Source organism: Thiorhodovibrio litoralis, assembly GCF_033954455.1.
GTDB lineage: Bacteria > Pseudomonadota > Gammaproteobacteria > Chromatiales > Chromatiaceae > Thiorhodovibrio > Thiorhodovibrio litoralis.
The window spans coordinates 3,743,831-3,767,477 of the sequence record NZ_CP121473.1; the positions used below are offsets into that span (position 1 = coordinate 3,743,831).

A 23,647-nucleotide genomic window follows, 5' to 3' on the forward strand; every position below is an offset into this window, starting at 1 on the left:
GCTGTCATGACCCAGCATGCCCGAAGCGCGGGCCCGCGAGAGCCCAAATGGTGCACCATAGGCCTCCAGGGCCCAGTCCCGCGGAGCTAGTCCTGCTCGAGCTCAATATTGATACCGAGCGAACGTATTTCCTTGACCAAGACGTTAAAGGATTCCGGCATACCGGCCTCCATACGGTGGTCGCCGTCAACGATGTTTTTGTACATCTTGGTCCGGCCATTTACGTCGTCGGACTTGACTGTCAACATTTCCTGCAGCGTGTAGGCGGCGCCATAGGCCTCCAATGCCCACACCTCCATCTCGCCGAAGCGTTGTCCGCCGAACTGCGCCTTACCGCCGAGCGGCTGCTGGGTAACCAGACTGTAGGGGCCAGTCGATCGCGCGTGCATCTTGTCGTCGACCAGATGGTTCAGCTTGAGCATGTACATATAGCCGACGGTCACGTGACGGTCGAAGGCGTCGCCGGTGCGCCCGTCGAACAGTTGGGTTTGGCCTGTCTCCGACAACTCGGCCAGGCGGAGCATGGCGCGGATCTCGTCCTCGTTAGCGCCGTCGAACACCGGTGTTGCCAAGGGCACGCCGGCACGCAAGTGACCGGAGAGCTCAAGAATCTCCTCATCCGTTAGCTCATCCAGCGTCTCCTGGCGACCGCTGCTGTTGTAGATCTGATCGAGGAATTCGCGCAACTTCGCGATGTCGGCCTTCGCCTGCAGCATGGCATCAATGCGATGCCCCAGCCCCTTGGCCGCCCATCCAAGATGGGTCTCGAGTACCTGCCCGACATTCATGCGCGAGGGCACGCCGAGCGGATTGAGCACGATATCCACCGGTTCGCCGTCGGCACTGAAGGGCATATCCTCCACCGGCACCACGCGCGAGATGACGCCCTTGTTACCGTGGCGCCCAGCCATTTTGTCGCCTGGCTGAACGCGCCGTTTGACCGCGACATAGGTCTTGACCATCTTGAGTACGCCAGGGGCGAGATCGTCGCCCTGGGTGATCTTCTGCTTCTTGACCTCGAAACGCTCGCGGAACGCCTCGCGCTGCTCTTTGATCTGCTTGGCGACGGCCTCAAGCTGACTGGCGGCTTCCTCACTGCGCAGGCGAATCTCCAGCCATTTGTCGCGCTTGTGTCCCTCGGTGATTTCCACCAGGTAGGTCTTGGTGATCTTGGCGCCGGCCTTGAGCCCACCCGGACCGCCATCGGCCACCTTGCCGATCAGCATCTTCTCGATACGATTGAAGGTGTCCTTTTCCATGATGCGCAGCTGATCGTCGAGGTCCTTGCGCACCCGCTCGAGCTCCATTTCCTCAATCTGCAGCGCGCGCTTATCCTTCTCGACGCCATCGCGCGTGAACACCTGCACGTCCACCACGGTGCCGGACATGCCGGAGGGCAAACGTAGGGAGGTATCCTTCACGTCCGAGGCTTTCTCGCCGAAGATGGCACGCAGCAGTTTTTCCTCCGGCGTGAGCTGGGTCTCGCCCTTGGGCGTGACCTTGCCGACCAGGATGTCGCCATCGCGCACCTCGGCACCAATGTAAATGATGCCAGACTCATCGAGCTTGGCCAGCGCCGACTCGCCCACATTGGGGATGTCGCCGCTGATTTCCTCAGGCCCCAGCTTGGTGTCGCGCGCCAGGCAGGTCAGCTCCTCGATATGGATGCTGGTGAAGCGGTCTTCCTGCACCACCCGCTCGGAGATCAGGATGGAGTCCTCGAAGTTGTAGCCGTTCCAGGGCATGAAGGCGACGCGCAGATTCTGCCCCAGGGCCAGTTCGCCCATGTCCGTCGAGGGGCCGTCGGCCAGCACATCGCCGCGCACGACTTGATTGCCCGGGCGCGCCAGCGGGCGCTGGTTAATGCAGGTGTTCTGGTTGGAACGGGTGTACTTGGTCAGATTATAGATGTCGACACCCGGCTCGCCGGCTTCAGTCTCATCGTCATTGACACGCACGACGATGCGCGCGGCATCGACCGACTCAATCACACCACCACGACGCGCCCACACGACCACGCCGGAATCCTTGGCAACCACCCGCTCCATGCCGGTGCCGACCAGCGGCTTCTCGGCGCGCAGGGTCGGGACCGCCTGGCGTTGCATGTTCGAGCCCATGAGTGCGCGGTTGGCATCATCGTGCTCAAGGAAGGGAATCAGCGAGGCCGCCACCGAGACAATCTGGCGCGGGGAGACGTCCATGTACTGGACTTCCTCCGGCGCCTTCATGGTGAACTCGTTCATGTGGCGGCAGGACACGAGGGCGTCAGTTAGCTGGCCACCATCGTCCAAGGTCGCGTTGGCCTGGGCAATGACATAGTGGCCTTCTTCAATCGCCGAGAGATGATCGATCTGGTCGGTGACCCGGCCGTTCTCGACCTTGCGATAGGGCGTCTCCAGAAAGCCGTATGCATTGGTACGGGCATAGACCGCGAGCGAATTGATCAGACCGATGTTCGGCCCTTCCGGTGTTTCGATCGGACAGACGCGCCCGTAGTGGGTGGGATGCACGTCGCGCACCTCGAAGCCCGCACGCTCGCGCGCCAGACCACCCGGCCCCAAGGCCGAGACGCGGCGCTTGTGGGTGACCTCCGAGAGCGGATTGTTCTGGTCCATGAACTGCGATAGCTGACTCGAGCCGAAGAACTCCTTGATGGCTGCCGAGACCGGCTTGGCGTTAATCAACTCCTGCGGCATCAGGCCTTCGGATTCCGCCAGCGACAGGCGCTCCTTGACCGCGCGCTCCACGCGCACCAGGCCGACGCGGAACTGGTTCTCCGCCATCTCGCCGACGCAGCGAATGCGGCGATTGCCGAGATGGTCGATGTCGTCGACGGTGCCGCGGCCGTTGCGCAACTCCACCAGCACGCGCAAGGCATCGACGATATCCGATGTCTCCCCATTCTCGGCAACCAGCTGCTTTGCGAACTCATCGCCGCGCTGGCTGAAGTAACGTCCGTCGAACAGCACTCCGGCGCCGGTGGTCGCCTCGCGGCCAAGCCGGCGGTTGAACTTCATGCGACCGACCGCCGAGAGATCGTAGCGATCGGGGGTGAAAAACAGGTTATGAAACAGGTTCTGCGCCGCGTCCTTGGTGGGCGGCTCGCCGGGACGCATCATGCGGTAGATTTCAACCTGGGCTTCGAGCTCATTGGTCGTGGTGTCGATGCGCAGGGTCTCGGACATGTAGGGACCATGGTCGAGATCATTCACGAACAGCGTCTCGAGCTCGTTGATGCCCTTCTCGCGCAGCTGCTCGAGCAACTCCGGGGTAATCTCACTGTTGGCCTCGGCAATGATCTCGCCGGTCTCGGCATCGACCTGGGTATGCGCCAAGGTGCGGCCAATCAGAAACTCCTCCGGCACCGTCAAACGCTCCACGCCGGCCTTCTGCAGCTCGCGAATATGTTTCGCGGTGACCCGGCGGCCCGGCTCGACCAGCAGTTGATCACCGATCTTGACCTCAAAGTTGACCGTCTCGCCGCGCAGGCGCTCAGGCACCAACTCGAGCTCGATCTCCTCGCCGAGGTGGAAGCGATCGGTCTCGAAGAACAGCCCGAGGATATCCTCGGTCGAATAGCCGAGCGCGCGCAGCAGAACTGTCGCCGGCAATTTGCGGCGGCGGTCGATGCGCACGAAGACGTTGTCTTTGGGGTCGAACTCGAAATCCAGCCAGGAGCCGCGATACGGGATAACGCGCGCGGAAAACAACAGCTTGCCCGAGGAGTGGGTCTTGCCCTTGTCGTGATCGAAAAACACCCCGGGCGAGCGGTGCAACTGGGAGACGATGACCCGTTCGGTGCCGTTGATGATAAAGGTGCCGGTTTCGGTCATCAGCGGCAGGTCGCCCATGTAGACTTCCTGCTCCTTGATATCCTTCACCACCTTGGTGCCGGCCGGAGCGTCTTTATCGTAGATGACTAGGCGCAGCAGCACCCGCAAGGGCGCGGCATAGGTCGCACCGCGCAGGTGGCACTCACGCACGTCGAAGGCGGGCTCGCCGAGGCGATAGCGTACATATTCCAAAACGGCATTGCCGGAATAACTCTCGATCGGCAATACCGATCGGAAGGCGGCATGCAAACCAACGTCCCCGCGCTCGTCGGGCCGCTGATCGATCTGCAAGAAGTCGCGATAGGACTCGATCTGGGTCGCGAGCAGAAAGGGCACCTCCAAAATAATCGGCCGTTTGCCGAAATCTTTGCGGATGCGCTTCTTTTCAGTGAACATGTAGGCCATGCTGCCTTCCCTCTGGTTTCGCTCAGCCGATTGGCTCGGAGTGATCTATGTTTGCGCTCTTGTGCCAGATGCGCGAAATGCGCGATGCTGGCTTTAGCGCGGGCGACTTCAATCGATAACTATCATGAAATGCCCGGCCTGCCGCGCCAATGGGGGTGATTTGAGTAGATCAACCCCGGGCAAACGGCGAAAGGCCGGTGGCAAAATGCCACCAGCCTCGCTTTTCGCATGCGATTGCCGCGACCTTACTTGATTTCGACAGCAGCGCCGGCCTCTTCAAGCTGCTTCTTGGCTTCCTCGGCATCCGCCTTGGAAACGCCCTCTTTCAGCGTAGTCGGCGCGCCTTCGACTGCCTCCTTGGCTTCCTTCAGACCAAGACCGGTGATGCCACGCACCGCCTTGATGACACCAACCTTGTTGGCGCCAAAGGAGGTCAGCACCACGTCGAATTCGGTCTTCTCCTCGGCCGGAGCCGCGTCGCCGCCGGCTGCCGCCGGAGCCGCAGCGACAGCCGCCGCCGCGGTGACGCCGAATTTCTCTTCCATCTTCTCAATCAGATCGACAACATCCATCACCGACTTTTCGGCGATGGCTTCAAGGATTTCTTCGTTCGATAAAGCCATCTGGGCTCTCCTGAAAATTTGGGGAAATCGATCAGTCCGCTTGGCTCGAAGACCGCCAGACACGCCTAGACCGGGCAACTCCGCGACAGCCGGCGCGGCCAGGGGACCAGCAACCGGGTATCACAGGCAGCGGTCGAAGGATTGCGCGTGTCAAGCCGCCTCTTTTGCGTCGCGAACCGCCGCCAAGGTGCGGACCAGCTTGCCGGGCACCTCGTTCATCGTTGCCGCGAGTTTCTGCACTGGCGCCTTCATCACCGCCATCAACTGGCTGATCGCCTCGTCGTAGGTCGGCATCTTCGCCAGGGCCGACAGTTGCGCAGGCTCGAGCAGCTTGCCGGAGATGGCAATCAGCTTGACCTGGAACTTGTCGTGCGTTTTCGCGAAAGACTCAGCGACACGCGCGACGGAGCCAGGGTCTTCCTGGCCGAACGCGAGCAATAATGGCCCGCGCAACCCGTCGCCCATGCAGGAAAAGTCGGTATCAGCCAACGCGCGCTTGGCGAGCGTATTCTTGACCACCCGGACATAGACACCTGCCTTACGCGCTTCCACGCGCAACGCCGTCATCTCCTCGACCGTGAGGCCTCGATACTCAGCACCAATCGCCGAATAGGCTGTTTTCGCGACTTCCGCAACTTCGGCAACGACTGTTTCTTTCTGGGCGTAAGTCAGCGCCACGTTCGTTACCTCCTAAAAATCAGGTATGGCATTTCCGCCTTCCCCGATCACCAAGCCGGACCCGGTGTCCCTACCCGCTTCCAGCTGTCAGGTTATTGGTGCACTTTTACCAGTATCCCTACACCGGCATCCTCACGGAGTCCAGCACACCGTCTGCGCAGGCCCGAGCATTAAGCTTGCCACCCGACTGATCCTCAAACGGCTTCAATCGGGCGCAAGCACCTGCGGTCTTTGACAGCCGCCGGCCTGCTCGGCAAGCCGGTGCCCCAAAGTCTTGTGCTGCGGCAAAGTTTCGGTCAGAAACTGAGCGCGCTGTGATCGACGATCAGCCCCGGCCCCATGGTCGAAGACACCGTGACCTTTTTCATATAGATGCCCTTGGCGGCGCTCGGCTTGATCTTCATCAGATTAGTGAGCAGCGCCTCAAGGTTTTCTTTCAGCTTGACCGGTTCGAAGTCAATCTTGCCAAGCGGGCAGTGAATAATCCCGCCCTTGTCGGTGCGGAAGCGCACCTGCCCGGCTTTGGCGTTCTCGACGGCCTCGGCGACATTGGGCGTGACAGTGCCGACCTTGGGGTTCGGCATCAGTCCCCGTGGCCCCAGTATCTTGCCGAGCTGGCCGACCACCCGCATCGCGTCCGGAGAGGCGATGACGACGTCGTAGTCAAGATTTCCGCCCTTCATCTCTTCGGCGAGGTCATCCATCCCGACGCGGTCAGCGCCAGCGGCTGTGGCCGCGTCAGCGTTGGCGCCCTGGGTGAAAACAGCCACGCGCACGACCTTGCCAATACCGTGCGGCAACTGCGCTGATCCGCGCACAACCTGGTCAGATTTACGTGGGTCAACACCGAGATTGACCGACACATCAATATTCTCACTGAACTTGACGGCCGAGATATCCTTGAGCAGCGAAAAGGCTTCTTCCGCCTCGTAGACGCGACCGTGTTCTATCTTCTCCGCGATCTTACTCGCGCGTTTCGACAACTTAGCCATTACTCGACCCCCTCCACATTCAGACCCATGGCTCTGGCGCTGCCGGCAATGGTGCGCACAGCAGCATCAAGATCAGCGGCATTGAGGTCGGGCATCTTGGTGTTGGCGATCTCCTCGAGCTGGGCCCGGTTGACGGTACCCACCTTATTGAGATTGGGTATCGGGCTGCCTTTGTCGATACCGGCGGCCTTTTTCAGCAAAATTGAGGCCGGTGGTGTCTTGGTGACGAAGGTAAAGCTGCGATCGGTATAAACGGTAATGACCACCGGAGTCGGCAGTCCTTTCTCGAGCTCCTGCGTCTTGGCGTTGAAGGCCTTGCAGAACTCCATGATGTTCACGCCGTGCTGACCCAGTGCCGGACCAACCGGCGGGCTGGGATTCGCTTCTCCGGCCTTCACCTGCAACTTGATGTAGGCGGATATCTTTTTTGCCATTGATTGTTACTCCTGATGGGTGCAAGCGCCGGCCTCAAGGACCGGCTCCCCGTTAGCGCGCCCAAAGCCATCGGCCGTGAGCGCCTGTTCTGCCATTAAATTCGGTTCATCCCTTTTCGATCTGCGCAAATTCGAGATCGACCGGAGTGGAGCGACCAAAAATCAGTACCGACACCTTGACTCGACTCTTCTCGTAGTCCACTTCCTCGACCACGCCGTTGAAATCGGTGAAAGGCCCGTCGGTAACGCGAACAACTTCGCCGGGCTCGTACAGCACCTTGGGCCGTGGCTTTTCGACGCCTTCCTGCACCCGCTGCAGAATGGCCTCCGCCTGCGAATCCGGGATCGGCGCCGGACGATCGCCCTGGCCGCCAATAAAGCCCATTACCCGAGGAACATCCTTGACGAGATGCCAGGTCTCGTCGGTCATTTCCATTTGGATCAGCACATAGCCTGGGAAGAACTTACGCTCGCTCTTGCGCTGTTGTCCGCCTCGAATCTCGACGACTTCTTCGGTAGGGACCAGAATTTCCCCGAAAAACTCTTCCTTGCCCTCGCGCTTGATGCGGTCGAGCAATGAACGGCGCACCTGGGCCTCGAAGCCGGAAAAGGCATGGATCACATACCAGCGCATAGCCATGACGTCAGCCCCCGTGTCCGGTGAGCAGACGCAGAATCGACATCAACAGGGTATCGAACAGCCACAGGAGAATGCCGAGAATCAGCACCATGACGATCACGACCAGGGTGGTCTGTATGGTTTCCTGCCGTGTGGGCCACACCACCCGACGCACTTCCATGCGCGAATCCGAAGCGAAACGCCATAGCTTGCGCCCAGGCCCCGACGTCAGCCCGATCGCCGAGGCTCCCGCCGCAATGGCAAGCAGGACAATCACCCGCAACAACAGGGAGTAGGTCGCGAAAAAATAGAAGCCCCAGATGCCGGCCACCAAAAGAGTGACCGCCACTGCGAGCTTCAGCGTATCCAGTTTGGACGCGCCTGTCTCGGCTCGTGCATTCATGTAAGAGAAGCGCCCTATTAGCGCGATTGTTTGGCAGGCCAGGAGGGACTCGAACCCCCAACCTGCGGTTTTGGAGACCGCTGCTCTGCCAATTGAGCTACTGGCCTAAATCGATGAGCGCCTTTGCCACTAAGCCGTTACGGCCAGAGCAAAGGCGCGACTAACGGCAAGCGGGGCTCGGCGTCAGCCGTTACCCGCCGCCGCGAGCGAAGATCTCGTTACTCGATGATCTTCGCGACCACGCCAGCGCCGACGGTGCGGCCGCCTTCGCGCACCGCAAAGCGCAGGCCGTCTTCCATGGCGATGGGGGCGATCAGCTTGATGACCATTTTGACGTTGTCACCAGGCATGACCATTTCGATGCCTTCGGGCAGTTCGCAGGCACCGGTCACATCAGTGGTGCGGAAGTAGAACTGCGGACGGTAGCCGTTGAAAAAGGGGGTGTGACGTCCGCCCTCTTCTTTGCTCAGCACGTAGACTTCCGCCTCGAAGTGGGTGTGCGGGGTGATGCTGCCGGGCTTGGCCAACACTTGACCACGCTCGACGTCGTCGCGCTTGGTGCCGCGCAGTAGGGCGCCGATGTTGTCGCCGGCCTGACCTTGGTCGAGCAGTTTGCGGAACATCTCAACACCGGTGCAGATGGTCTTGACGGTGTCTTTGATGCCGACGATGGCGACTTCTTCGCCGACTTTGACGATGCCGCGCTCAACACGTCCGGTCACGACGGTGCCGCGACCGGAGATGGAGAAGACGTCTTCAATGGGCATCAGGAAGGCGCCGTCGATGGCACGCTCGGGCTCGGGGATGTAGCTGTCGAGGGCGTCGACGAGTTTGGCGATGCTTTGGGTGCCAATTTCGCTGTCGTCGCCTTCGAGCGCTTTGAGCGCGGAGCCGGTGATGATGGGGGTGTCGTCGCCGGGGAAGTCGTAGCTGTCGAGCAGTTCGCGCACTTCCATTTCAACGAGTTCGAGCAGTTCGGCGTCGTCGACCATGTCGGCTTTGTTGAGGTACACCACAATATAGGGCACGCCAACCTGACGCGAGAGTAGGATGTGCTCGCGGGTCTGGGGCATGGGGCCGTCGGCGGCGGATACGACCAGGATAGCGCCGTCCATCTGCGCCGCGCCGGTGATCATGTTCTTGACGTAGTCAGCATGGCCGGGGCAGTCGACGTGGGCGTAGTGACGGTTGTCGCTTTCGTATTCGACGTGGGCGGTGGCAATGGTGATGCCGCGCTCGCGCTCCTCGGGGGCGTTGTCGATCTGGTCGTAGGCGCGCGCTTCACCGCCGAATTTCTTCGCCTGGGTGACGGTGATGGCCGCTGTCAGGGTGGTCTTGCCATGGTCTACATGGCCAATGGTCCCCACGTTGACGTGCGGCTTCTTGCGTTCGAATTTTTCTTTGGACATGGCTCAATCCCCGCAAGCACTAAAATTGACTTTTCTGGCAACCACTCACCGGCAGCCTTTGACACCTGAACAATATGGAGCCCATGACCGGAGTCGAACCGGTGACCTCACCCTTACCAAGGGTGTGCTCTACCAACTGAGCTACATGGGCCTGAGCAACACGGACGACACTGATAGCTGACGACCGACACAAAATCAAAGGCGGCAGAAATGCACAAAGCCCGGAAGCAAAACTGCAGCAAGCCAGCCTCAAGCAAACACCGAGTTTCGATAAACCGTCTGGAGCGGGTGATGGGAATCGAACCCACACCATCAGCTTGGAAGGCTGAGGTTCTACCGTTGAACTACACCCGCACGTTCTTCCACCGGCAAGTCGCTAGACTTGCAAGCTTTCGGACCCGCAAAGTTTTTGGACCGGCGGAGCTGTTTGATTGGCTCCGGACCAGTCCTTCATAGCTGCCGATCAACAAACTCGCAAATCTTAAGTGCCCGGTCCTGCACAAATGCCGACCTGCAGAACTTTGAAGACCCAAAGCCCCTTGCGCAACTCAGCCGGGATACCATTAGCCTGAAATATTTTTGGCTTAAGACCCTGGTCTGGTGGAGGGAGGAGGATTCGAACCTCCGAAGGCTGAGCCGCCAGATTTACAGTCTGGTCCCTTTGACCGCTCGGGAACCCCTCCGAATCAAGCTGACCAGTATAAGCGCCCAGGACATGAAGGTCAACTTGCCCGATAACGCTTTTGCCTCCTGATCCGGTTAGAATACCGCAGGTTGGATACCCGAGTTACATCAAAGGGCGCAACCGACTAGCTCGAATCGCCGATCGCCCAGGATTCAGATTTCGTGGTATCCCAAAAACCCTACTGACAACATTGGCACCGGGCGGCGGTTCTCCTACCGCGCCGGTCCGCGCGCGAGGCTTACTACATCATGGACATTACAATCTTCGGAAGTGGCTATGTCGGGCTGGTCACCGGCGCCTGCCTGGCGGAAGTCGGCAACGACGTCCTTTGCGTTGATATCGACCAGCGCAAAATCGATATGCTCAACAGCGGCGGCGTGCCCATCTTCGAGCCCGGTCTTGACGCGCTGATTGCCCGCAACCGCGAGGCGGGACGCATGTCCTTCACCACCGATGCCGCCGCCGGCATTTCTCACGGTCTGTTTCAGTTCATCGCCGTGGGCACCCCACCGGATGAAGACGGCTCAGCTGACCTGTCCCATGTGCTGGCAGTAGCCGACATGATCGGGCGTCATTTGACTGAGTACCGCGTGGTTGTCGACAAATCCACTGTCCCGGTTGGCACCGCCGATCGCGTCGCCGCTCGCATCCGCGAGCGCCTCGAAGAACGCGGCGTGCCGATCGAGTTCGACGTCGTCTCGAACCCGGAGTTCCTGAAAGAAGGCGCGGCTATTGAAGATTTCATGCGCCCGGACCGGATTATTGTCGGCACCGACAACCCGCGCACCGGTGAGTTGCTGCGCGCGCTCTACGCGCCTTTCAATCGCAACCGCGACCGCCTGTTGCTGATGGACGTGCGTTCCGCCGAGCTCACCAAGTACGCCGCCAATTCGATGCTGGCGACCAAAATCAGTTTTATGAACGAGCTGGCCAATATAGCCGAGGCTGTCGGTGCAGACATCGAGCGCGTACGCATCGGTATCGGCTCGGACCCGCGCATCGGCTACCAATTCATTTACCCCGGCTGCGGCTATGGTGGCTCCTGTTTTCCCAAGGACGTGCGCGCACTCGAGCGCACGGCGACCGACACCGGAGTAAATGTGCCACTCCTACAGGCGGTCGAGACCGTCAACCACCGTCAGAAGGATGTGCTGTTTGAAAAAATCAGCGCCTTTTTCGATGGTAACCTGCGCGGCAAAACCTTCGCACTCTGGGGATTGGCGTTCAAGCCCAACACCGACGACATGCGCGAGGCCTCAAGCCGGCGTCTGATGGAACACCTGTGGAATGCTGGCGCCCGGGTGCGCGCCTTCGACCCCGTCGCCATCGACGAAGCCAGACGCATCTATGGTGAGCGCGCCGATCTCGAACTTGTCGAAGACCAGATGGCGGCGCTGCACGGCACCGAAGCGCTGGTCATCGTGACCGAGTGGAATCAGTTCCGCAGCCCCGACCTGGCCGCGGTGCGCGACCAACTCGGCCACCGGGTCATTTTTGACGGACGCAACATGTTCGACCCGCTACAGGTCGCCAACACCGGACTGACTTATGTCTCCATCGGCCGCCAACCCGTTGCAGCCCTGACCGAAAACTAAGCGCCTGGCTTATGCCGCGCGACAGGCTTGTACTTTTTGCAACGCCCGCCCGCTTTCGCCCTAACAGACCGACCAGACCCAAAGTCGCACCTCTTGCACAGTGGCCGCACAACGCCCCAAGTTGTGGCGCTGGCGAGTGCTTTCGCCCGATTGAGTGGCAGAATATGACAGAACGCAACCAAGTACGTTAAAATTTCACACAAACTCGTAACATTATGCTACAACTATGTTGCAACGCTGCAACAATTCTGCTCCAGCCAGCATAGTCGTGGTAAAAAAACATCACCCAACGAGGAGGAGTACGACAATAATGAAAACATTTCAACTTAGCGCATTGGCATTGGCTTGTAGTGCCGCCCTGATGCCGGTCGCGCATGCGACCAATGGTTACATGTCGCATGCATATTCGCCGACAGCAAAGGGCATGGCGGGTGCAGGCGAAGCGGCCATGCCACAAGACAGCTTGGCAATCGTCGGCAACCCTGCCGCAGCCAATCAGGTCGGTCGGCGCGCCGATGTCGGTATTTCCTGGTTTAGTCCGCTTCGCGAATACGACGGCGTCTCACCGAACCTAGCAACTGGGGCCTTGGCCCCGATCGGCGGCGGAATGAACGGCACCGGCACCGTCACCAGCGAGAACACCGACTTCCTCGTTCCTGGCTTTGGCTATGCGCTGCCGATCGACGAGCGCAGCGCGGTCGCTATCGCGCTCTTCGGTAACGGCGGCATGAACACCGACTACCGTAGCAGCGACACCTTGATGGGACTCGGAACCTACGGCGGGAACAACTCGATGTTTAACCCGCCCTCCAATCAGATGGGCCAGGTGCCCGGCACCACCGTCGAAGGCGCTGGCAATACCGGCGTCAACCTAGAGCAGCTCGGCGTTTCTCTCGCCTATTCACGCGAGGTCGCAGACGGGCTGAGCCTAGGCGCGAGTTTCTTGCTCGGTTACCAGACCATTGAAATTAAAGGGCTTGGTGCCTTCCAGGGTTTCACCCAAACCTTCACCCAGAGCATGATCGCCAATCAGGGGATGAGCGCCGTCTCACCGACGAACCTTACTGACAACGGCCAGGATTCAGCTTGGGGCTACGGCTTCCAGGTCGGCGCACTCTGGGAGGTGAGCCCCATGTTCTCCGTCGGCGCCTCCTACCGGACCAAGATGTACATGGGCGAGTTCGATAAATATTCGGACCTGTTCGCGGAGGGCGGTGATTTCGATATTCCCGCAGTCGGCACCATTGGCATCGCCTTGCGCCCGAATGATCGTCTCGCCTTCGCGTTCGATATCCAGCGCATCTGGTATAGCGATGTACCTGCCATCGCTAACAACAACAACCTTGCGCAGAACTGCGATCTCTACGCGGCCTTTGGTCAACCCAGCGCGCCGGGCGCAACCTATGATGCAAGTTATTGCCTCGGCGGTTCCAAGGGTGCCGGCTTCGGCTGGGACGATATGACTGTGTTCAAGTTCGGCACCCAATATGCAGTGAATGACAAGCTAAAGCTGCGCGCCGGTTACAGCTACGGCGAAAGTCCGATCGACGGCAGTCAAGTTGCATTCAACGCGCTGGCTCCCGCGACGCTCGAGAATCACTTCACCCTGGGCGCAAGCTATATGGTGAAGGACAACTTCGAGCTGACCTTCTGGGGCATGTACGCACCAGAAGAAACGATCAAGGGACCGGGTGAGTTCACCGGCACTCAAGCACCAGAGATCAAGATGCATCAGTACGAACTGGGCGTGAACTTCGCCTGGCTCTATTGACCAAGTAACAGGTTCAGAGAAGGAGCAACGAGCCGCCGCAAGGCGGCTTGTTGCATTTTAGCTACTGCACGCGATGGATTGCACAGCTAGGAACGCGCGTGCAGGCGATTCATCGCCCGCTGAAACTCTCCGGTCAACAGTTCCGGCAGGCAGCCTTCGGCCTGAGTGACCGCCTCGAGGATCGCATCGAAATCGGTGCGCGAGGGGCGGCTCAACACATAGCCGATGACCTGCTCCTTGCTACCGGGGTGTCCGATGCCAATACGCAGTCGCCAAAAATCCTGATTGCTTAGCGCGGCGAGAGTATCGCGCATGCCGTTATGTCCCGCATGGCCGCCGCCGAACTTGAGCTTGAGCTGCCCGGGCGGCAGGTCAAGCTCATCATAGGCGACCAGAATATTGGCCGCAGCGATATCGAAATAGCGCGCCACGGCGGCAATGCTACGGCCACTGTGGTTCATGAAGGTGGTGGGTTTCAGCAGGCGCAGATCATGGCCATGCACACTTAAGCGACTTAGTTCGCCGAAGAACTTCGACTCTGTTTGAAAACGCCCGCCGTGCTCGGCGGCAATGCGATCGACAAAGCAAAACCCGGCATTATGCCGCGTGTCCTCATAGTCGCGCCCGGGATTACCGAGCCCGACAATCAGTCCGATGCCCTGATCGCTGTTCATTGGTCACCGACGCTCAATCCGCATACGCCATGCCCCCCGCAACTGGCTGACCAGCTTTGGAAGTCCGGGGCGAATGGGTCACCATGCTAGCGGGTGCGGGCTTGAGCCGAAATCAAACTCAAGCCCGGCAACCACTTCAGTCAGCCTCATCCTCTGGGGCTTCTTCCTCGCCGGCGGCATCGTCAGCCGTGGTATGGGTCGTATGCACCACCACCACGGGTGCGTCGATATCGACACTGGAGTCCAGCTCAACGCCCTTGGGCAGCGAGATCTCCGAGACATGCAGCGTCTGGCCGATCTCCATATCGGCGATGTCGACGGCAATGAACTCGGGCAGATCCTGCGGCAGGCAGAGGATGTCGAGCTCGGTCAGATTGTGCGAGGCCTGACCGCCGAGCTTGATGCCTTTACAAATATTCTCGTTCTCGAAATGGATAGGCACTGTCATGCGCAGCTTTTCACCCTTGCTGACACGCTGGAAATCAACGTGCAGGATGAAAGGCTTGGCCGGATGACGTTGCAGGTCCTTCAGCACCACCTGCACCGTGTCACCAGCCAGGTTCAGATCGAGTAGCGTCGAATAGAAGGACTCCTGCGCGGTATATTTGACCAGCTCGCTATGCGGCAGCATAAACATCTGCGGGTCCTTGCCCCCACCGTAGAGAATGCCAGGTACCTGACCAGTACGACGCAAGCGGCGGCTCGCACCCTTCCTCACGTCAGTGCGCGCTTCCGCGACGATTTGCATTGTTTCGCTCATGGATAAACTCCGTAAAAAATACCGCGTCGAGCCCCGCCAACAGGTGGCATCCAGCGACTGACGCGACAGACTTCCGCCATTCGGTCCGCGACCAGACGAATGACGGAACCAAAAAGCCGCGCCCGCAACGCGGGCACGGCCCAAAAATTCTATAAAACCGGCATGAAAAAGCCCGGCGTCGAGTCGGCTTCCAGACTGCTTCCGGGCCGGCCCTGCGTCCGGCTGATCAGTCAACGAACAGCGAGCTCACCGACTCCTCGTTCGACACCCGGCGCATGGTCTCCGCCAGCAACTCACCAATACTCAACTGGCGAATCTTTTCGCACTCGCGCGCGCGGCTGCCGAGCGGAATGGTATTGGTTACCACCAGTTCATCGAGCCGCGAGGCGCTGATATTGTCCAGCGCCGGCCCCGACAGCACCGGATGGGTGCAGTAAGCGGACACCATGGCCGCGCCCTGATCCTTCAGCGCGGCGGCGGCCTGGCACAGGGTCCCGGCCGTATCGACCAGGTCATCGATCAGCACACAGGAGCGCCCGCGCACATCGCCGATAATGTTCATCACCCGGGCCTCGTTTGCGCGCGGGCGGCGCTTGTCGATGATGGCCAAGTCGGCATCATCAAGGCGCTTGGCCAGGGCGCGCGCGCGCACCACGCCACCGACGTCGGGCGAGACGACGATAATATTTGGGTACTTTTGCCGCCAGATGTCGCCTAACAGAATGGGCGAGGCATAGACGTTATCGACCGGAATATCAAAAAAGCCCTGAATCTGATCCGCGTGCAGATCGACCGTCAGCACCCGGTCGGCGCCGGCCGAGCCAATCATCTTGGCGGTCAGCCGCGCCGTGATGGGCACGCGCGCCGAGCGCGGGCGCCGATCCTGCCTGGCATAGCCGAAATAAGGAATCACCGCCGTCACCCGCTTGGCCGAGGCCCAGCGCAGGGCGTCGATCATCACCAGGAGCTCGAGCAGGTTGTCGTTGGTCGGCGCACAGGTCGGCTGCACGACAAAAACATCCCGGCCGCGGACATTTTCCTGGATCTCAGCCATCACCTCACCATCGCTGAACTGTCCCACCACGGCTTTACCCAGGGGGATGTTCAGATGGGCGGCGATCTCGCTCGACAGGGCCAGATTGGCATTGCCGGAGAAAACCATCATCTGGCTGGCAGGCACGGCCTTGTCTCGATTCTGTATTGGCACGGCGATAGTGCTTTTGACTGACGCTCAGAGACGCTGGCCGTTCTCGGGGAGACATCCTCGCGCTTCACGCTGATGGCTGGGCGATGACGGCTGGGCAAAGATGGTTGGCGTCCCGGATCTAACGTTCTAAGGAAAATGGCTGGGGCGCCAGGATTCGAACCTGGGAATGCTGGGATCAAAACCCAGTGCCTTACCACTTGGCGACGCCCCAATTGTTGTGCTGCCCGCATTAACCGGCAATTTAACCGGTCATTAAGGGCGAGCGATTGTAGCCCCTGGCGACAAATGCCGACCAAGCCGCCGGTGCTTGATCGCGAAGATGCTCAGCCTGCGTCCGGTCCTCGAAAGCGGCGAACAGGCAGCAGCCGGTCCCGGTTAAGCGCGCCCTCGCGCGGGCGTTGAGCCAATGATAGGCCTCGGCCACGGGCGCATAACGGCGTAAAACCACCGACAGGCAATCGTTTCTGTCATCGCCCTCAACGAAGCCGGCTATTGTGATCGGCGCAGAATCCCTTGTCAAATCAGGGTCACCGAAAACCGCCGCAGTCGACACCTGACAAGGCGGCACCAGCACTAGATACCAGGGCTCGGGCAACGCCACAGGCGCAAGCTGCTCGCCAACACCTTCGGCCCAGGCGGCATAACCGCGCACAAACACCGGCACATCGGCACCTAGCTCGAGCCCAAGTGCGGCCAGTCGGTCGTTGTCCAATCCCAAGGCCCACAGGCGGTTGAGCGCATGCAGCGTAGTGGCGGCATCCGAGCTGCCGCCGCCAAGCCCACCGCCCATGGGCAGTTGTTTATCGACGCGAATATCGACCCCTTGCTGATAGCCGGTCTGACGCTGCAGCAGGCGCGCGGCGCGCACGACCAGATCCTGCTCCGGTGCCACAGCGACGGCGCCCTGCAGGCGCTGCACCTGTGCGTCGGCGCGAACATCAAAAAACAGCCGATCGCAACGGTCGATGAATTGAAAGACACTCTGCAGCAGATGGTAACCGTCGGCGCGGCGGCCGAGCACACGCAAGGTCAGGTTGAGCTTGGCCGGCGCCAGCCAGGCGCCATCCGCCGCCGGCGCCGGCACCATATCCGCACTCAAGACCCGGTGCTCGGCGCCAGGGAGACGGGGTGACGCTCGATAACGCGCAGCAGGTAGTCGTGATCGGGAAATTGGTCGAGCGCCTGTTGCCACACAGCGCGCGCCTCATCGCGGCGACCAAGGGCCCACAGCACCTCACCAAGGTGGGCGGCAATCTCGCCATCGGTCAGTTGCTCAAGCGCCTTGCGCAAGTAGGCCTCGGCCTCCGCCGGCTTGCCCATGCGGTACAGCAGCCAGCCCATGCTGTCGAGAACGGCCGGCTGATCCGGCTCCAGCTCCAGCGCGCGCGAAATAAAGCCCTTGGCTTCGTCGAGGCGGTCGGTTTGGTCCGCCAGGGTGTAGCCGAGGGCGTTGAGCGCATCGGCATGGTCGGGGTCCATACTCAGCACCCGGCGCAGGTCGCGCTCGAGCACGTCGACCTGCTGGAGGGTGGCCGCCAATAGCGCGCGGGCGTAGAGCAGATCGGGATTATCCGGAAACTGCTCGAGCGCCTGGTCGTAAACCGCCATTGCGCCCGACCCGTCATTGATGTCCCGCAGTATCTCACCCTCAATCAGGTACAGCGCGGGCTGCTGATGCGGCGACTCGTCGCGCAATCGCTGCAGCCGCTCACGCGCGCGTGCAGGCTGGCCAAGACGCGCCTCGACGCTGGCGAGGCGGATTTGCGCATCCAGCGCTTTATCGCCACGCACCTTCTCGTACCAGACGCGGGCCTGTTCGAGCTGTCCGGCCGCCTCTTCGGTCTGCCCGAGCATGAAGGTCGCATCCTGCACGCGCTCACCGCTTTGGCGCAGCCGCAAAAGATAGTCGCGCGCAGCGTCGTAGTCTTTCAGCTGCAGCGAAAGCACGCCGGCGGCGAAGAGCACCCCCGGCATGTCCGGACGTGACGCGAGCAGAGTATCGAAGGCCGCGCGCGCATCCTCATAGCGTTTGGCCTCGATCAGCAACTGCGCGTAAAGCGTGCGCAGCTCAAGGTCGTCCGTGCCTTGGGAGAAATAACGCTCGAGCTCAACGATGGCCTCGTCGGTACGATCCTCGCTGACCAACAACTGCACCAGAAACTGGGGCGGACGATTCCAGGCCGGGCGCTGCGCGGCGGCGCGCTCGGCATAGTCACGCGCCAGTTCCGGCTGGCTCGCGCCCGCAGCCAAACCGGCGAGGGCCAGTAGCGCATCCGGGTCCTCACCGAATTCGCCAATCAGCGCGCGCATCAAATCCAGGCGCTGCAGCGGGTCGTCCAGCCGCGCCACCAGCCGCGCGCAGTGAAGATACCCCTGTCGCCGATCGGGTGAGAGTTCCATGACCGCGCGCAGATAGGGCATGGCCTGATCGACCTTACCCCCTTCAAGGATGATGTAGGCTGCGACCTGGCGCGCCTGCAGCGAATCCGGCACCAAGCTCGCCCAGAAAGCGGCGGCTTCCTCGGCCTTGGCTTGATCATTGCCGGCAATGGCCGCACGCGTGGCCAGCTCTGCCAACATCGGCTCGGACGTGCGTTGCGCGGCGGCAAAATAGTGCGGGAAGGCTTCCAGCGGAAGGTCGCGCTGCATCGCCACCTCGGCCACCAGCACATCGTAGAGCAGGTCGGCATCCAGCTCAGCCAGCGGCGCGTCTGGGGCACTTGGCTCCGGCTGTATGCGACTGGATGCCGCCAGGCTCTCAGGTGCCGCGGGGCTATCCGACCCAGCAGGGCTGTCCAACACTGCGGGGCTATCGGATGCTGCGAGCCTGCCCGATGCCGCCGGGTCACTCGAGGCCAACGGAATCGGAGTAGCCGATTGCGCGGGTGGCGCCGTTTGCGGCCTCGCGACGAGCGGGCCGCTCGCGCCAAGCAGCAAGATCAGCGACAGCCACATCGCAGCTGCGCCAGGGACCGGGGCCGGCAAGGAGCGAGCCGCCAAGGAGCCTCGCCGCCGGGCCAAGGGCTTCCGCCAACAGAAATTCGTCGCGTCTGACATGATAATATTCAAGCTCTAACAAAAATTCGTCGCGCCGGTCGAAGTCATCGTCTCCGGCCCGCGCAGTATACGCGACCGGGGAGGAAATGCGCTGCGGCGCAGCGCCCTGACCAAACAGTCAATCGCCTTGCCCCAAATGTCTTAAAATCTGTTACCTTTACCGGTCAATTTAAACCGGCCCATCGGGAAATTGCGCATGAGTCTGCTCACCCTTGGCCTGAATCACAAAACGGCCCCCGTCGATATCCGCGAGCGTCTGACCTTCGGTCCGGACGTGATCGTCGGCGCCCTGCGCAGTCTGACAGACCACTCGATGGTAAGCGAGGGCGTGATTCTTTCGACCTGCAATCGCACGGAAGTTTACTGCGCGCTTGAGCCCCAGGTGAGCGAGGCACAGATTCGCGACTGGCTCGGGCGCTTCCACGGCGTCGATCCTCAGCTGATTGCACCCCACCTCTATGCCCATAAGGATCGCGATGCGATTCAGCACCTGCTCAAGGTCGCCAGCGGGCTGGACTCTATGGTGCTGGGCGAGCCGCAAATTCTCGGCCAGGTCAAACAGGCATTCCAGACCGCGTGCGACAGCGGCACCGCGGGGCGAATGCTTGGGCGGCTGTTTCAGCATTGTTTCTCGGTCGCCAAGCAGGTGCGTACCGACACCGCGATCGGCAGCAGCCCGGTGTCGGTCGCCTTTGCCGCCGTCAGCCTGGCGCGGCAGATTTTCAGCGACCTCAGCTCCCAGACCGCGCTACTGATCGGCGCCGGCGAAACCATCGAGCTGGCCGCGCGCCATTTGCACCAGCACGGCATCGGGCGCATCGTCGTCGCTAACCGCACGGTCGAGCGCGCTCATCTGGTCGCATCGCAATTCGACGGCTACGCCATCGCGCTCACCGAACTGGTCAACCATCTGCCCGAGGCCGACATCGTCGTCTCCTCCACTGCCAGCCCGCTGCCGGTGCTCGGCAAGGGCGCGGTGGAGCGCGCGCTCAAGATTCGCAAGCACAGGCCCATCTTCATGGTCGATATCGCCGTGCCGCGCGACATTGAGCCAGAAGTCGGCGACCTGAGCGATGTCTATCTCTACACTGTCGACGATCTCCAGGGTGTGGTCGAAGAAGGCCTGCGCTCGCGCCATCAGGCAGCCGCCCAGGCGATGGAAATCATCGACCTGCACACCGATGAATTCATGGCCTGGCTGCGCTCGCTCGACGCCGTCACGCTCATCCAGGACTACCGCCGCCGCGCCGAAAGCATTCGCGACGAGATGGTTGGCCGCGCCCAAAAGCAACTCGCCGCCGGCAAACCGGCCGAGGACGTTGTCTGCCAGCTGGCCCACACGCTGACCAATAAAATCCTCCACACGCCGAGCGTGCGCCTGCGCCGCGCTGGTCGCGAGGGACAATCCGAATTACTCGAAGCCGCGAACCAACTGTTCGCGCTCGGCCAGACTGTCGGAGATCCGAGTGGCGGATCTCAGGCCATCGGCGATGCCGGCAGCGAGGCGGCCAACTGCCCAGCCGAGGCCGTCAAGCGCGCTGCCGCTGGCGGTGCAGGTTGAGCGCACCTCAAACCTGGTTGGAATGACGGCCACGCAGTATGAATGACTCCCTGCGCGGCAAGCTTGAGCGCCTCGCCGAACGCTTCAGCGAAATCACCGCCCTGCTCGCCGAGCCCGCGACCCAAGACGATCAGAACCAATTCCGCGACCTCGGGCGCGAATACGCCCAGCTTGAGCCGCTGATTGACTGCTACAACAGCTATTGCGCCTGCGAGGACAGCATCGCCACCGCGCAGACCATGTTGGCCGACGCGGAAATGGCCGAACTGGCGCGCGAGGAGATCGCCACCGCCCAGGACGCGCGCGAGGCCCTTGAGCCCGAACTGCGCAGGCTGCTGCTCCCGCCCGACCCGAACGACCAGCGCAATGTCTACCTTGAGGTGCGCGCCGGCACAGGCGGCGCCGAGGCCGCGCTCTTCGCCGCTGACCTCACCCGCATGTACCTGCGCTACGGCGAACAGCACGGCTGGCGCAGCGAGACCATCAGCGCAAGCGAGGGCGAGCTCGGCGGCTACAAGGAAATTGTCCTGCGCATCAGCGGCCGCCAAGTCTATGCGCGGTTCAAATTCGAGGCTGGCACGCATCGCGTGCAGCGGGTACCCGAGACCGAATCCCAGGGCCGGGTGCATACCTCAGCCTGCACCGTCGCCATCCTGCCCGAGCCCGAGACGGTCGAGGAAACCGCCATCTCAAGCGGCGACCTGCGCGTCGACACCTACCGCGCCTCCGGCGCCGGCGGCCAGCATGTCAACAAAACCGACTCCGCCGTGCGCATCACCCACCTGCCCAGCGGCATCGTAGTCGAGTGCCAGGACGAGCGCTCCCAGCACAAAAACCGCGCGCGCGCCATGTCGTTGCTACAAGCGCGCCTGCTCGATGCCGCGCAAAGCGCCGTGACGGCGGAGCGCAGCGAATCGCGTCGCCTGCAGGTCGGCAGCGGCGACCGCTCCGAGCGCATCCGCACTTACAACTTCCCGCAAAATCGGCTGACGGATCATCGCATCAACTTAACCTTGTACAAGCTCGACGAGATCATGCTCGGCGCGCTCGATCAGGTCATCGAGCCGCTGCGCGAGGAGGACCAGGCCGACCGTCTCGCGGCCCTGATGGATGGCTGAGCCAGCACAGTCGCCACACCACGCCCCTGACAACAACCAGCGGGCGCGTGCCAGCAACAGCCCCCCCGCCCCCACAAGCAATCGCATCGACGCCCTCCTTGCCTGGGCGAGAGAGTCGCTGAACCGCCTGGAGGCCGAACTGCTCCTTGGTGCCGCCGCCGGGCTCGAGCGAACGACCATCATCGCCTGGCCCGAACGCGCCTTGAGCAGCAGCGAACGCCGCCGCTTCGAGCAGCTAGTCACTCGACGCCACGCCGGCGAGCCGATCGCCTACATCCTCGGCCAGCGCGAATTTCGCGGCTTGCCGCTGCGCGTTACTCCCGCAACTCTCATCCCGCGCCCGGAAACCGAGCTGCTGGTCGACTGGGCGCTGGCGCAATTCCCGCCCAGCGCATCCATCCGCTGCGCCGATCTCGGCACCGGCAGCGGTGCCATCGCGCTGACCGTGGCGCTGGAGCGACCAGGCTGGCCAGTGATGGCAGTGGAGCACTCCAGCGCCGCACTCGCCGTCGCACAGACCAACCGCAAGGCCCTGAGCGCGACCAATGTCCAGCTCATCCAGAGCAACTGGCTCGCCGCTATCGCGCCAGCCACCCTGAACCTGGTTCTGGCCAACCCGCCCTATGTTGCCGCGCAAGATCCGCATCTCAGCCGCGGTGATCCCCGCTTCGAGCCACTCGAGGCCTTGGCCGCCGGCGCCGACGGACTCGCGGCCATTCGCGACATCGCCGCCGAGTTGCCGCACTGCCTGGTCCCTGGCGGCAAGGTCGCGATTGAGCACGGTTGGAATCAAGGCCCCGCAGTGCGCGACCTGCTCCACCAAGCCGGTCTGAGTGACGTCCATACCCATCATGATCTGGCCAGGCTTGAGCGCTTCACTAGCGCCCAGCGCGAGCGCTAAAGATCAAAGTCTCTGGCATCAGCCGCGCTTTTTCGCGACAATCGCATGAGAATTCACGGCGCTCGCTTCCTCGCAGCGGCGCCACGACCAAGGCGGTTGCGCAATGTCACGTCAGAAAACCTATCTCGGACTCGAACAGGACAGCTACGGCGGCATGACGCCGACCGGCACCATTGTGCGCGATGCCCAGGTATTCGGCCTGATCCCGGAGAGCGAGAACTGTGCCGGCTGGTCGGTCGATCGCATCCAGACGCTGTATGATCAGGTCAGCGACGCATGGCAGCCTTATGGCCATCTCGCCTCGCGCCTGCCCGAGGAACTGCGCGAACGCCATCAGCGCATTTTCGCCGCTGCCATTGCCCATGCCCGCACCCTCGGCTGGAAGCCCGAGCTTTACACCGACGATGAATGACGCAGTCAATCTCTTGATCAAGTAATACATCGCTTATCCCTTACGCCCAACTCTGACGCTCCTATGGACATCCCAGAAGCCGATCGCATCAAACATCGCCAGATCAATTTCCGCGACCTGCATCCGGAGCGCAATGACGCCCAGTCCGCGGCAAGGTTTCTCGGCACTCTCCATGGCGTGATGCGCGCTGAACCGGTCTCGCCGATTCTGCTTGATCTGAGCTACGACATCCGCATGACCTGCCTCGAGGAGATCGAATCCGCGCTCAACGAGCTTGGCCTGCATCTCGACAACGGGCTGCTTTATCGCATGAAACGCGCGCTCCATTACTACACCGAAGAGACCCTGCGCGAGAACTACGGCATCCAGCACGCCGGCGGCCAATGCACCAAACTGGTGTTTGCCAAGCGCTTCGAGAGCATCGAGCACGGCTGCCGCGATCAGCGCCCAGAGCACTGGCGCCGTTATCTGTAACGCCGCCAACCGGCGCCATTCATCAGACCACACGCA

20 protein-coding genes and 5 tRNA genes are annotated in these 23,647 nt (G+C 61.5%); 7 read left to right on the forward strand and 18 right to left on the reverse strand.

Features of this window, described 5'->3' with window-relative positions; all coding sequences use genetic code 11:
* Positions 1 to 86: 86 nt before the first annotated feature.
* The 12 genes from rpoB to Thiosp_RS16965 form a co-directional block, all read right to left on the reverse strand.
* Entirely contained in the window at positions 87 to 4,238 is a 4,152-nt protein-coding gene (gene rpoB, locus Thiosp_RS16910) for a DNA-directed RNA polymerase subunit beta (protein ID WP_201064582.1), read from the reverse strand.
* 245 nt (positions 4,239 to 4,483) lie between these two features.
* Entirely contained in the window at positions 4,484 to 4,861 is a 378-nt protein-coding gene (gene rplL, locus Thiosp_RS16915) for a 50S ribosomal protein L7/L12 (RefSeq protein ID WP_201064773.1), read from the reverse strand.
* A 150-nt stretch (positions 4,862 to 5,011) separates the two neighbouring features.
* Complete coding sequence (gene rplJ, locus Thiosp_RS16920; RefSeq protein ID WP_201064579.1) at positions 5,012 to 5,539, reverse strand: 50S ribosomal protein L10; 528 nt, start codon at positions 5,537 to 5,539, stop codon at positions 5,012 to 5,014.
* Positions 5,540 to 5,835: 296 nt separating this feature from the next.
* Entirely contained in the window at positions 5,836 to 6,531 is a 696-nt protein-coding gene (gene rplA, locus Thiosp_RS16925; protein WP_201064576.1) for a 50S ribosomal protein L1, read from the reverse strand.
* Positions 6,531 to 6,965, reverse strand: coding sequence for a 50S ribosomal protein L11 (rplK, locus tag Thiosp_RS16930; protein WP_201064573.1), 435 nt, complete (start codon positions 6,963 to 6,965; stop codon positions 6,531 to 6,533). The genes rplA and rplK overlap by 1 nt, the downstream gene beginning before the upstream one ends.
* Positions 6,966 to 7,071: 106 nt before the next feature.
* Complete coding sequence (nusG, locus tag Thiosp_RS16935; RefSeq protein ID WP_201064570.1) at positions 7,072 to 7,605, reverse strand: transcription termination/antitermination protein NusG; 534 nt, start codon at positions 7,603 to 7,605, stop codon at positions 7,072 to 7,074.
* 4 nt (positions 7,606 to 7,609) lie between these two features.
* Complete coding sequence (gene secE, locus Thiosp_RS16940; RefSeq protein ID WP_201064567.1) at positions 7,610 to 7,987, reverse strand: preprotein translocase subunit SecE; 378 nt, start codon at positions 7,985 to 7,987, stop codon at positions 7,610 to 7,612.
* A 31-nt stretch (positions 7,988 to 8,018) separates the two neighbouring features.
* Positions 8,019 to 8,094: transfer RNA gene (locus Thiosp_RS16945), tRNA-Trp, on the reverse strand.
* Between the two features lie 111 nt (positions 8,095 to 8,205).
* Positions 8,206 to 9,396 (reverse strand): elongation factor Tu, encoded by a 1,191-nt coding sequence (tuf, locus tag Thiosp_RS16950; RefSeq protein WP_201064603.1) that lies wholly within the window; start codon positions 9,394 to 9,396, stop codon positions 8,206 to 8,208.
* Positions 9,397 to 9,471: 75 nt separating this feature from the next.
* Positions 9,472 to 9,547: transfer RNA gene (locus Thiosp_RS16955), tRNA-Thr, on the reverse strand.
* Positions 9,548 to 9,676: 129 nt separating this feature from the next.
* Positions 9,677 to 9,750 (reverse strand) — tRNA-Gly (locus tag Thiosp_RS16960).
* Between the two features lie 244 nt (positions 9,751 to 9,994).
* A tRNA-Tyr gene (locus Thiosp_RS16965) sits at positions 9,995 to 10,079 on the reverse strand.
* Between the two features lie 250 nt (positions 10,080 to 10,329).
* Between Thiosp_RS16965 and Thiosp_RS16970 the strand changes: the two genes are divergently transcribed.
* Positions 10,330 to 11,676: a UDP-glucose dehydrogenase family protein gene (locus tag Thiosp_RS16970; RefSeq protein ID WP_201064564.1), complete on the forward strand. Its 1,347-nt coding sequence runs from the start codon at positions 10,330 to 10,332 to the stop codon at positions 11,674 to 11,676.
* A 310-nt stretch (positions 11,677 to 11,986) separates the two neighbouring features.
* On the forward strand, positions 11,987 to 13,447 hold the full coding sequence (locus Thiosp_RS16975; protein WP_201064562.1) for an OmpP1/FadL family transporter: 1,461 nt from the start codon (positions 11,987 to 11,989) through the stop codon (positions 13,445 to 13,447).
* Between the two features lie 86 nt (positions 13,448 to 13,533).
* Here Thiosp_RS16975 and pth read toward each other — a convergent pair whose 3' ends face one another.
* From pth to Thiosp_RS17005, 6 genes are all read right to left on the reverse strand, one after another.
* Positions 13,534 to 14,121: an aminoacyl-tRNA hydrolase gene (gene pth / locus Thiosp_RS16980; protein WP_201064560.1), complete on the reverse strand. Its 588-nt coding sequence runs from the start codon at positions 14,119 to 14,121 to the stop codon at positions 13,534 to 13,536.
* A 136-nt stretch (positions 14,122 to 14,257) separates the two neighbouring features.
* On the reverse strand, positions 14,258 to 14,881 hold the full coding sequence (locus Thiosp_RS16985; protein ID WP_201064559.1) for a 50S ribosomal protein L25/general stress protein Ctc: 624 nt from the start codon (positions 14,879 to 14,881) through the stop codon (positions 14,258 to 14,260).
* A 226-nt stretch (positions 14,882 to 15,107) separates the two neighbouring features.
* Positions 15,108 to 16,061: a ribose-phosphate diphosphokinase gene (locus Thiosp_RS16990; RefSeq protein ID WP_323696564.1), complete on the reverse strand. Its 954-nt coding sequence runs from the start codon at positions 16,059 to 16,061 to the stop codon at positions 15,108 to 15,110.
* 163 nt (positions 16,062 to 16,224) lie between these two features.
* Positions 16,225 to 16,299: transfer RNA gene (locus Thiosp_RS16995), tRNA-Gln, on the reverse strand.
* A gap of 30 nt (positions 16,300 to 16,329) precedes the next feature.
* Entirely contained in the window at positions 16,330 to 17,187 is an 858-nt protein-coding gene (gene ispE, locus Thiosp_RS17000; RefSeq protein ID WP_407702730.1) for a 4-(cytidine 5'-diphospho)-2-C-methyl-D-erythritol kinase, read from the reverse strand.
* Positions 17,184 to 18,890: a tetratricopeptide repeat protein gene (locus Thiosp_RS17005; protein ID WP_201064557.1), complete on the reverse strand. Its 1,707-nt coding sequence runs from the start codon at positions 18,888 to 18,890 to the stop codon at positions 17,184 to 17,186. The genes ispE and Thiosp_RS17005 overlap by 4 nt, the downstream gene beginning before the upstream one ends.
* A gap of 451 nt (positions 18,891 to 19,341) precedes the next feature.
* Here Thiosp_RS17005 and hemA point away from each other — a divergent pair, with 451 nt between their 5' ends.
* The 5 genes from hemA to Thiosp_RS17030 all read left to right on the forward strand — a co-directional run bounded on the left by hemA (position 19,342) and on the right by Thiosp_RS17030 (position 23,611).
* The gene (hemA, locus tag Thiosp_RS17010) at positions 19,342 to 20,706 is read left to right on the forward strand and encodes a glutamyl-tRNA reductase (RefSeq protein WP_201064554.1); all 1,365 of its coding nucleotides are present in this window, start codon (positions 19,342 to 19,344) and stop codon (positions 20,704 to 20,706) included.
* A 38-nt stretch (positions 20,707 to 20,744) separates the two neighbouring features.
* Positions 20,745 to 21,824: a peptide chain release factor 1 gene (prfA, locus tag Thiosp_RS17015; RefSeq protein WP_201064552.1), complete on the forward strand. Its 1,080-nt coding sequence runs from the start codon at positions 20,745 to 20,747 to the stop codon at positions 21,822 to 21,824.
* A complete protein-coding gene (gene prmC / locus Thiosp_RS17020; RefSeq protein WP_201064551.1) occupies positions 21,817 to 22,725 on the forward strand; it encodes a peptide chain release factor N(5)-glutamine methyltransferase in 909 nt (302 codons plus the stop codon). Before prfA ends, prmC begins: the two co-directional genes overlap by 8 nt.
* Positions 22,726 to 22,828: 103 nt before the next feature.
* Entirely contained in the window at positions 22,829 to 23,137 is a 309-nt protein-coding gene (locus tag Thiosp_RS17025) for a hypothetical protein (protein ID WP_201064548.1), read from the forward strand.
* Positions 23,138 to 23,200: 63 nt separating this feature from the next.
* Entirely contained in the window at positions 23,201 to 23,611 is a 411-nt protein-coding gene (locus tag Thiosp_RS17030; protein ID WP_201064546.1) for a hypothetical protein, read from the forward strand.
* Positions 23,612 to 23,647: the final 36 nt, after the last annotated feature.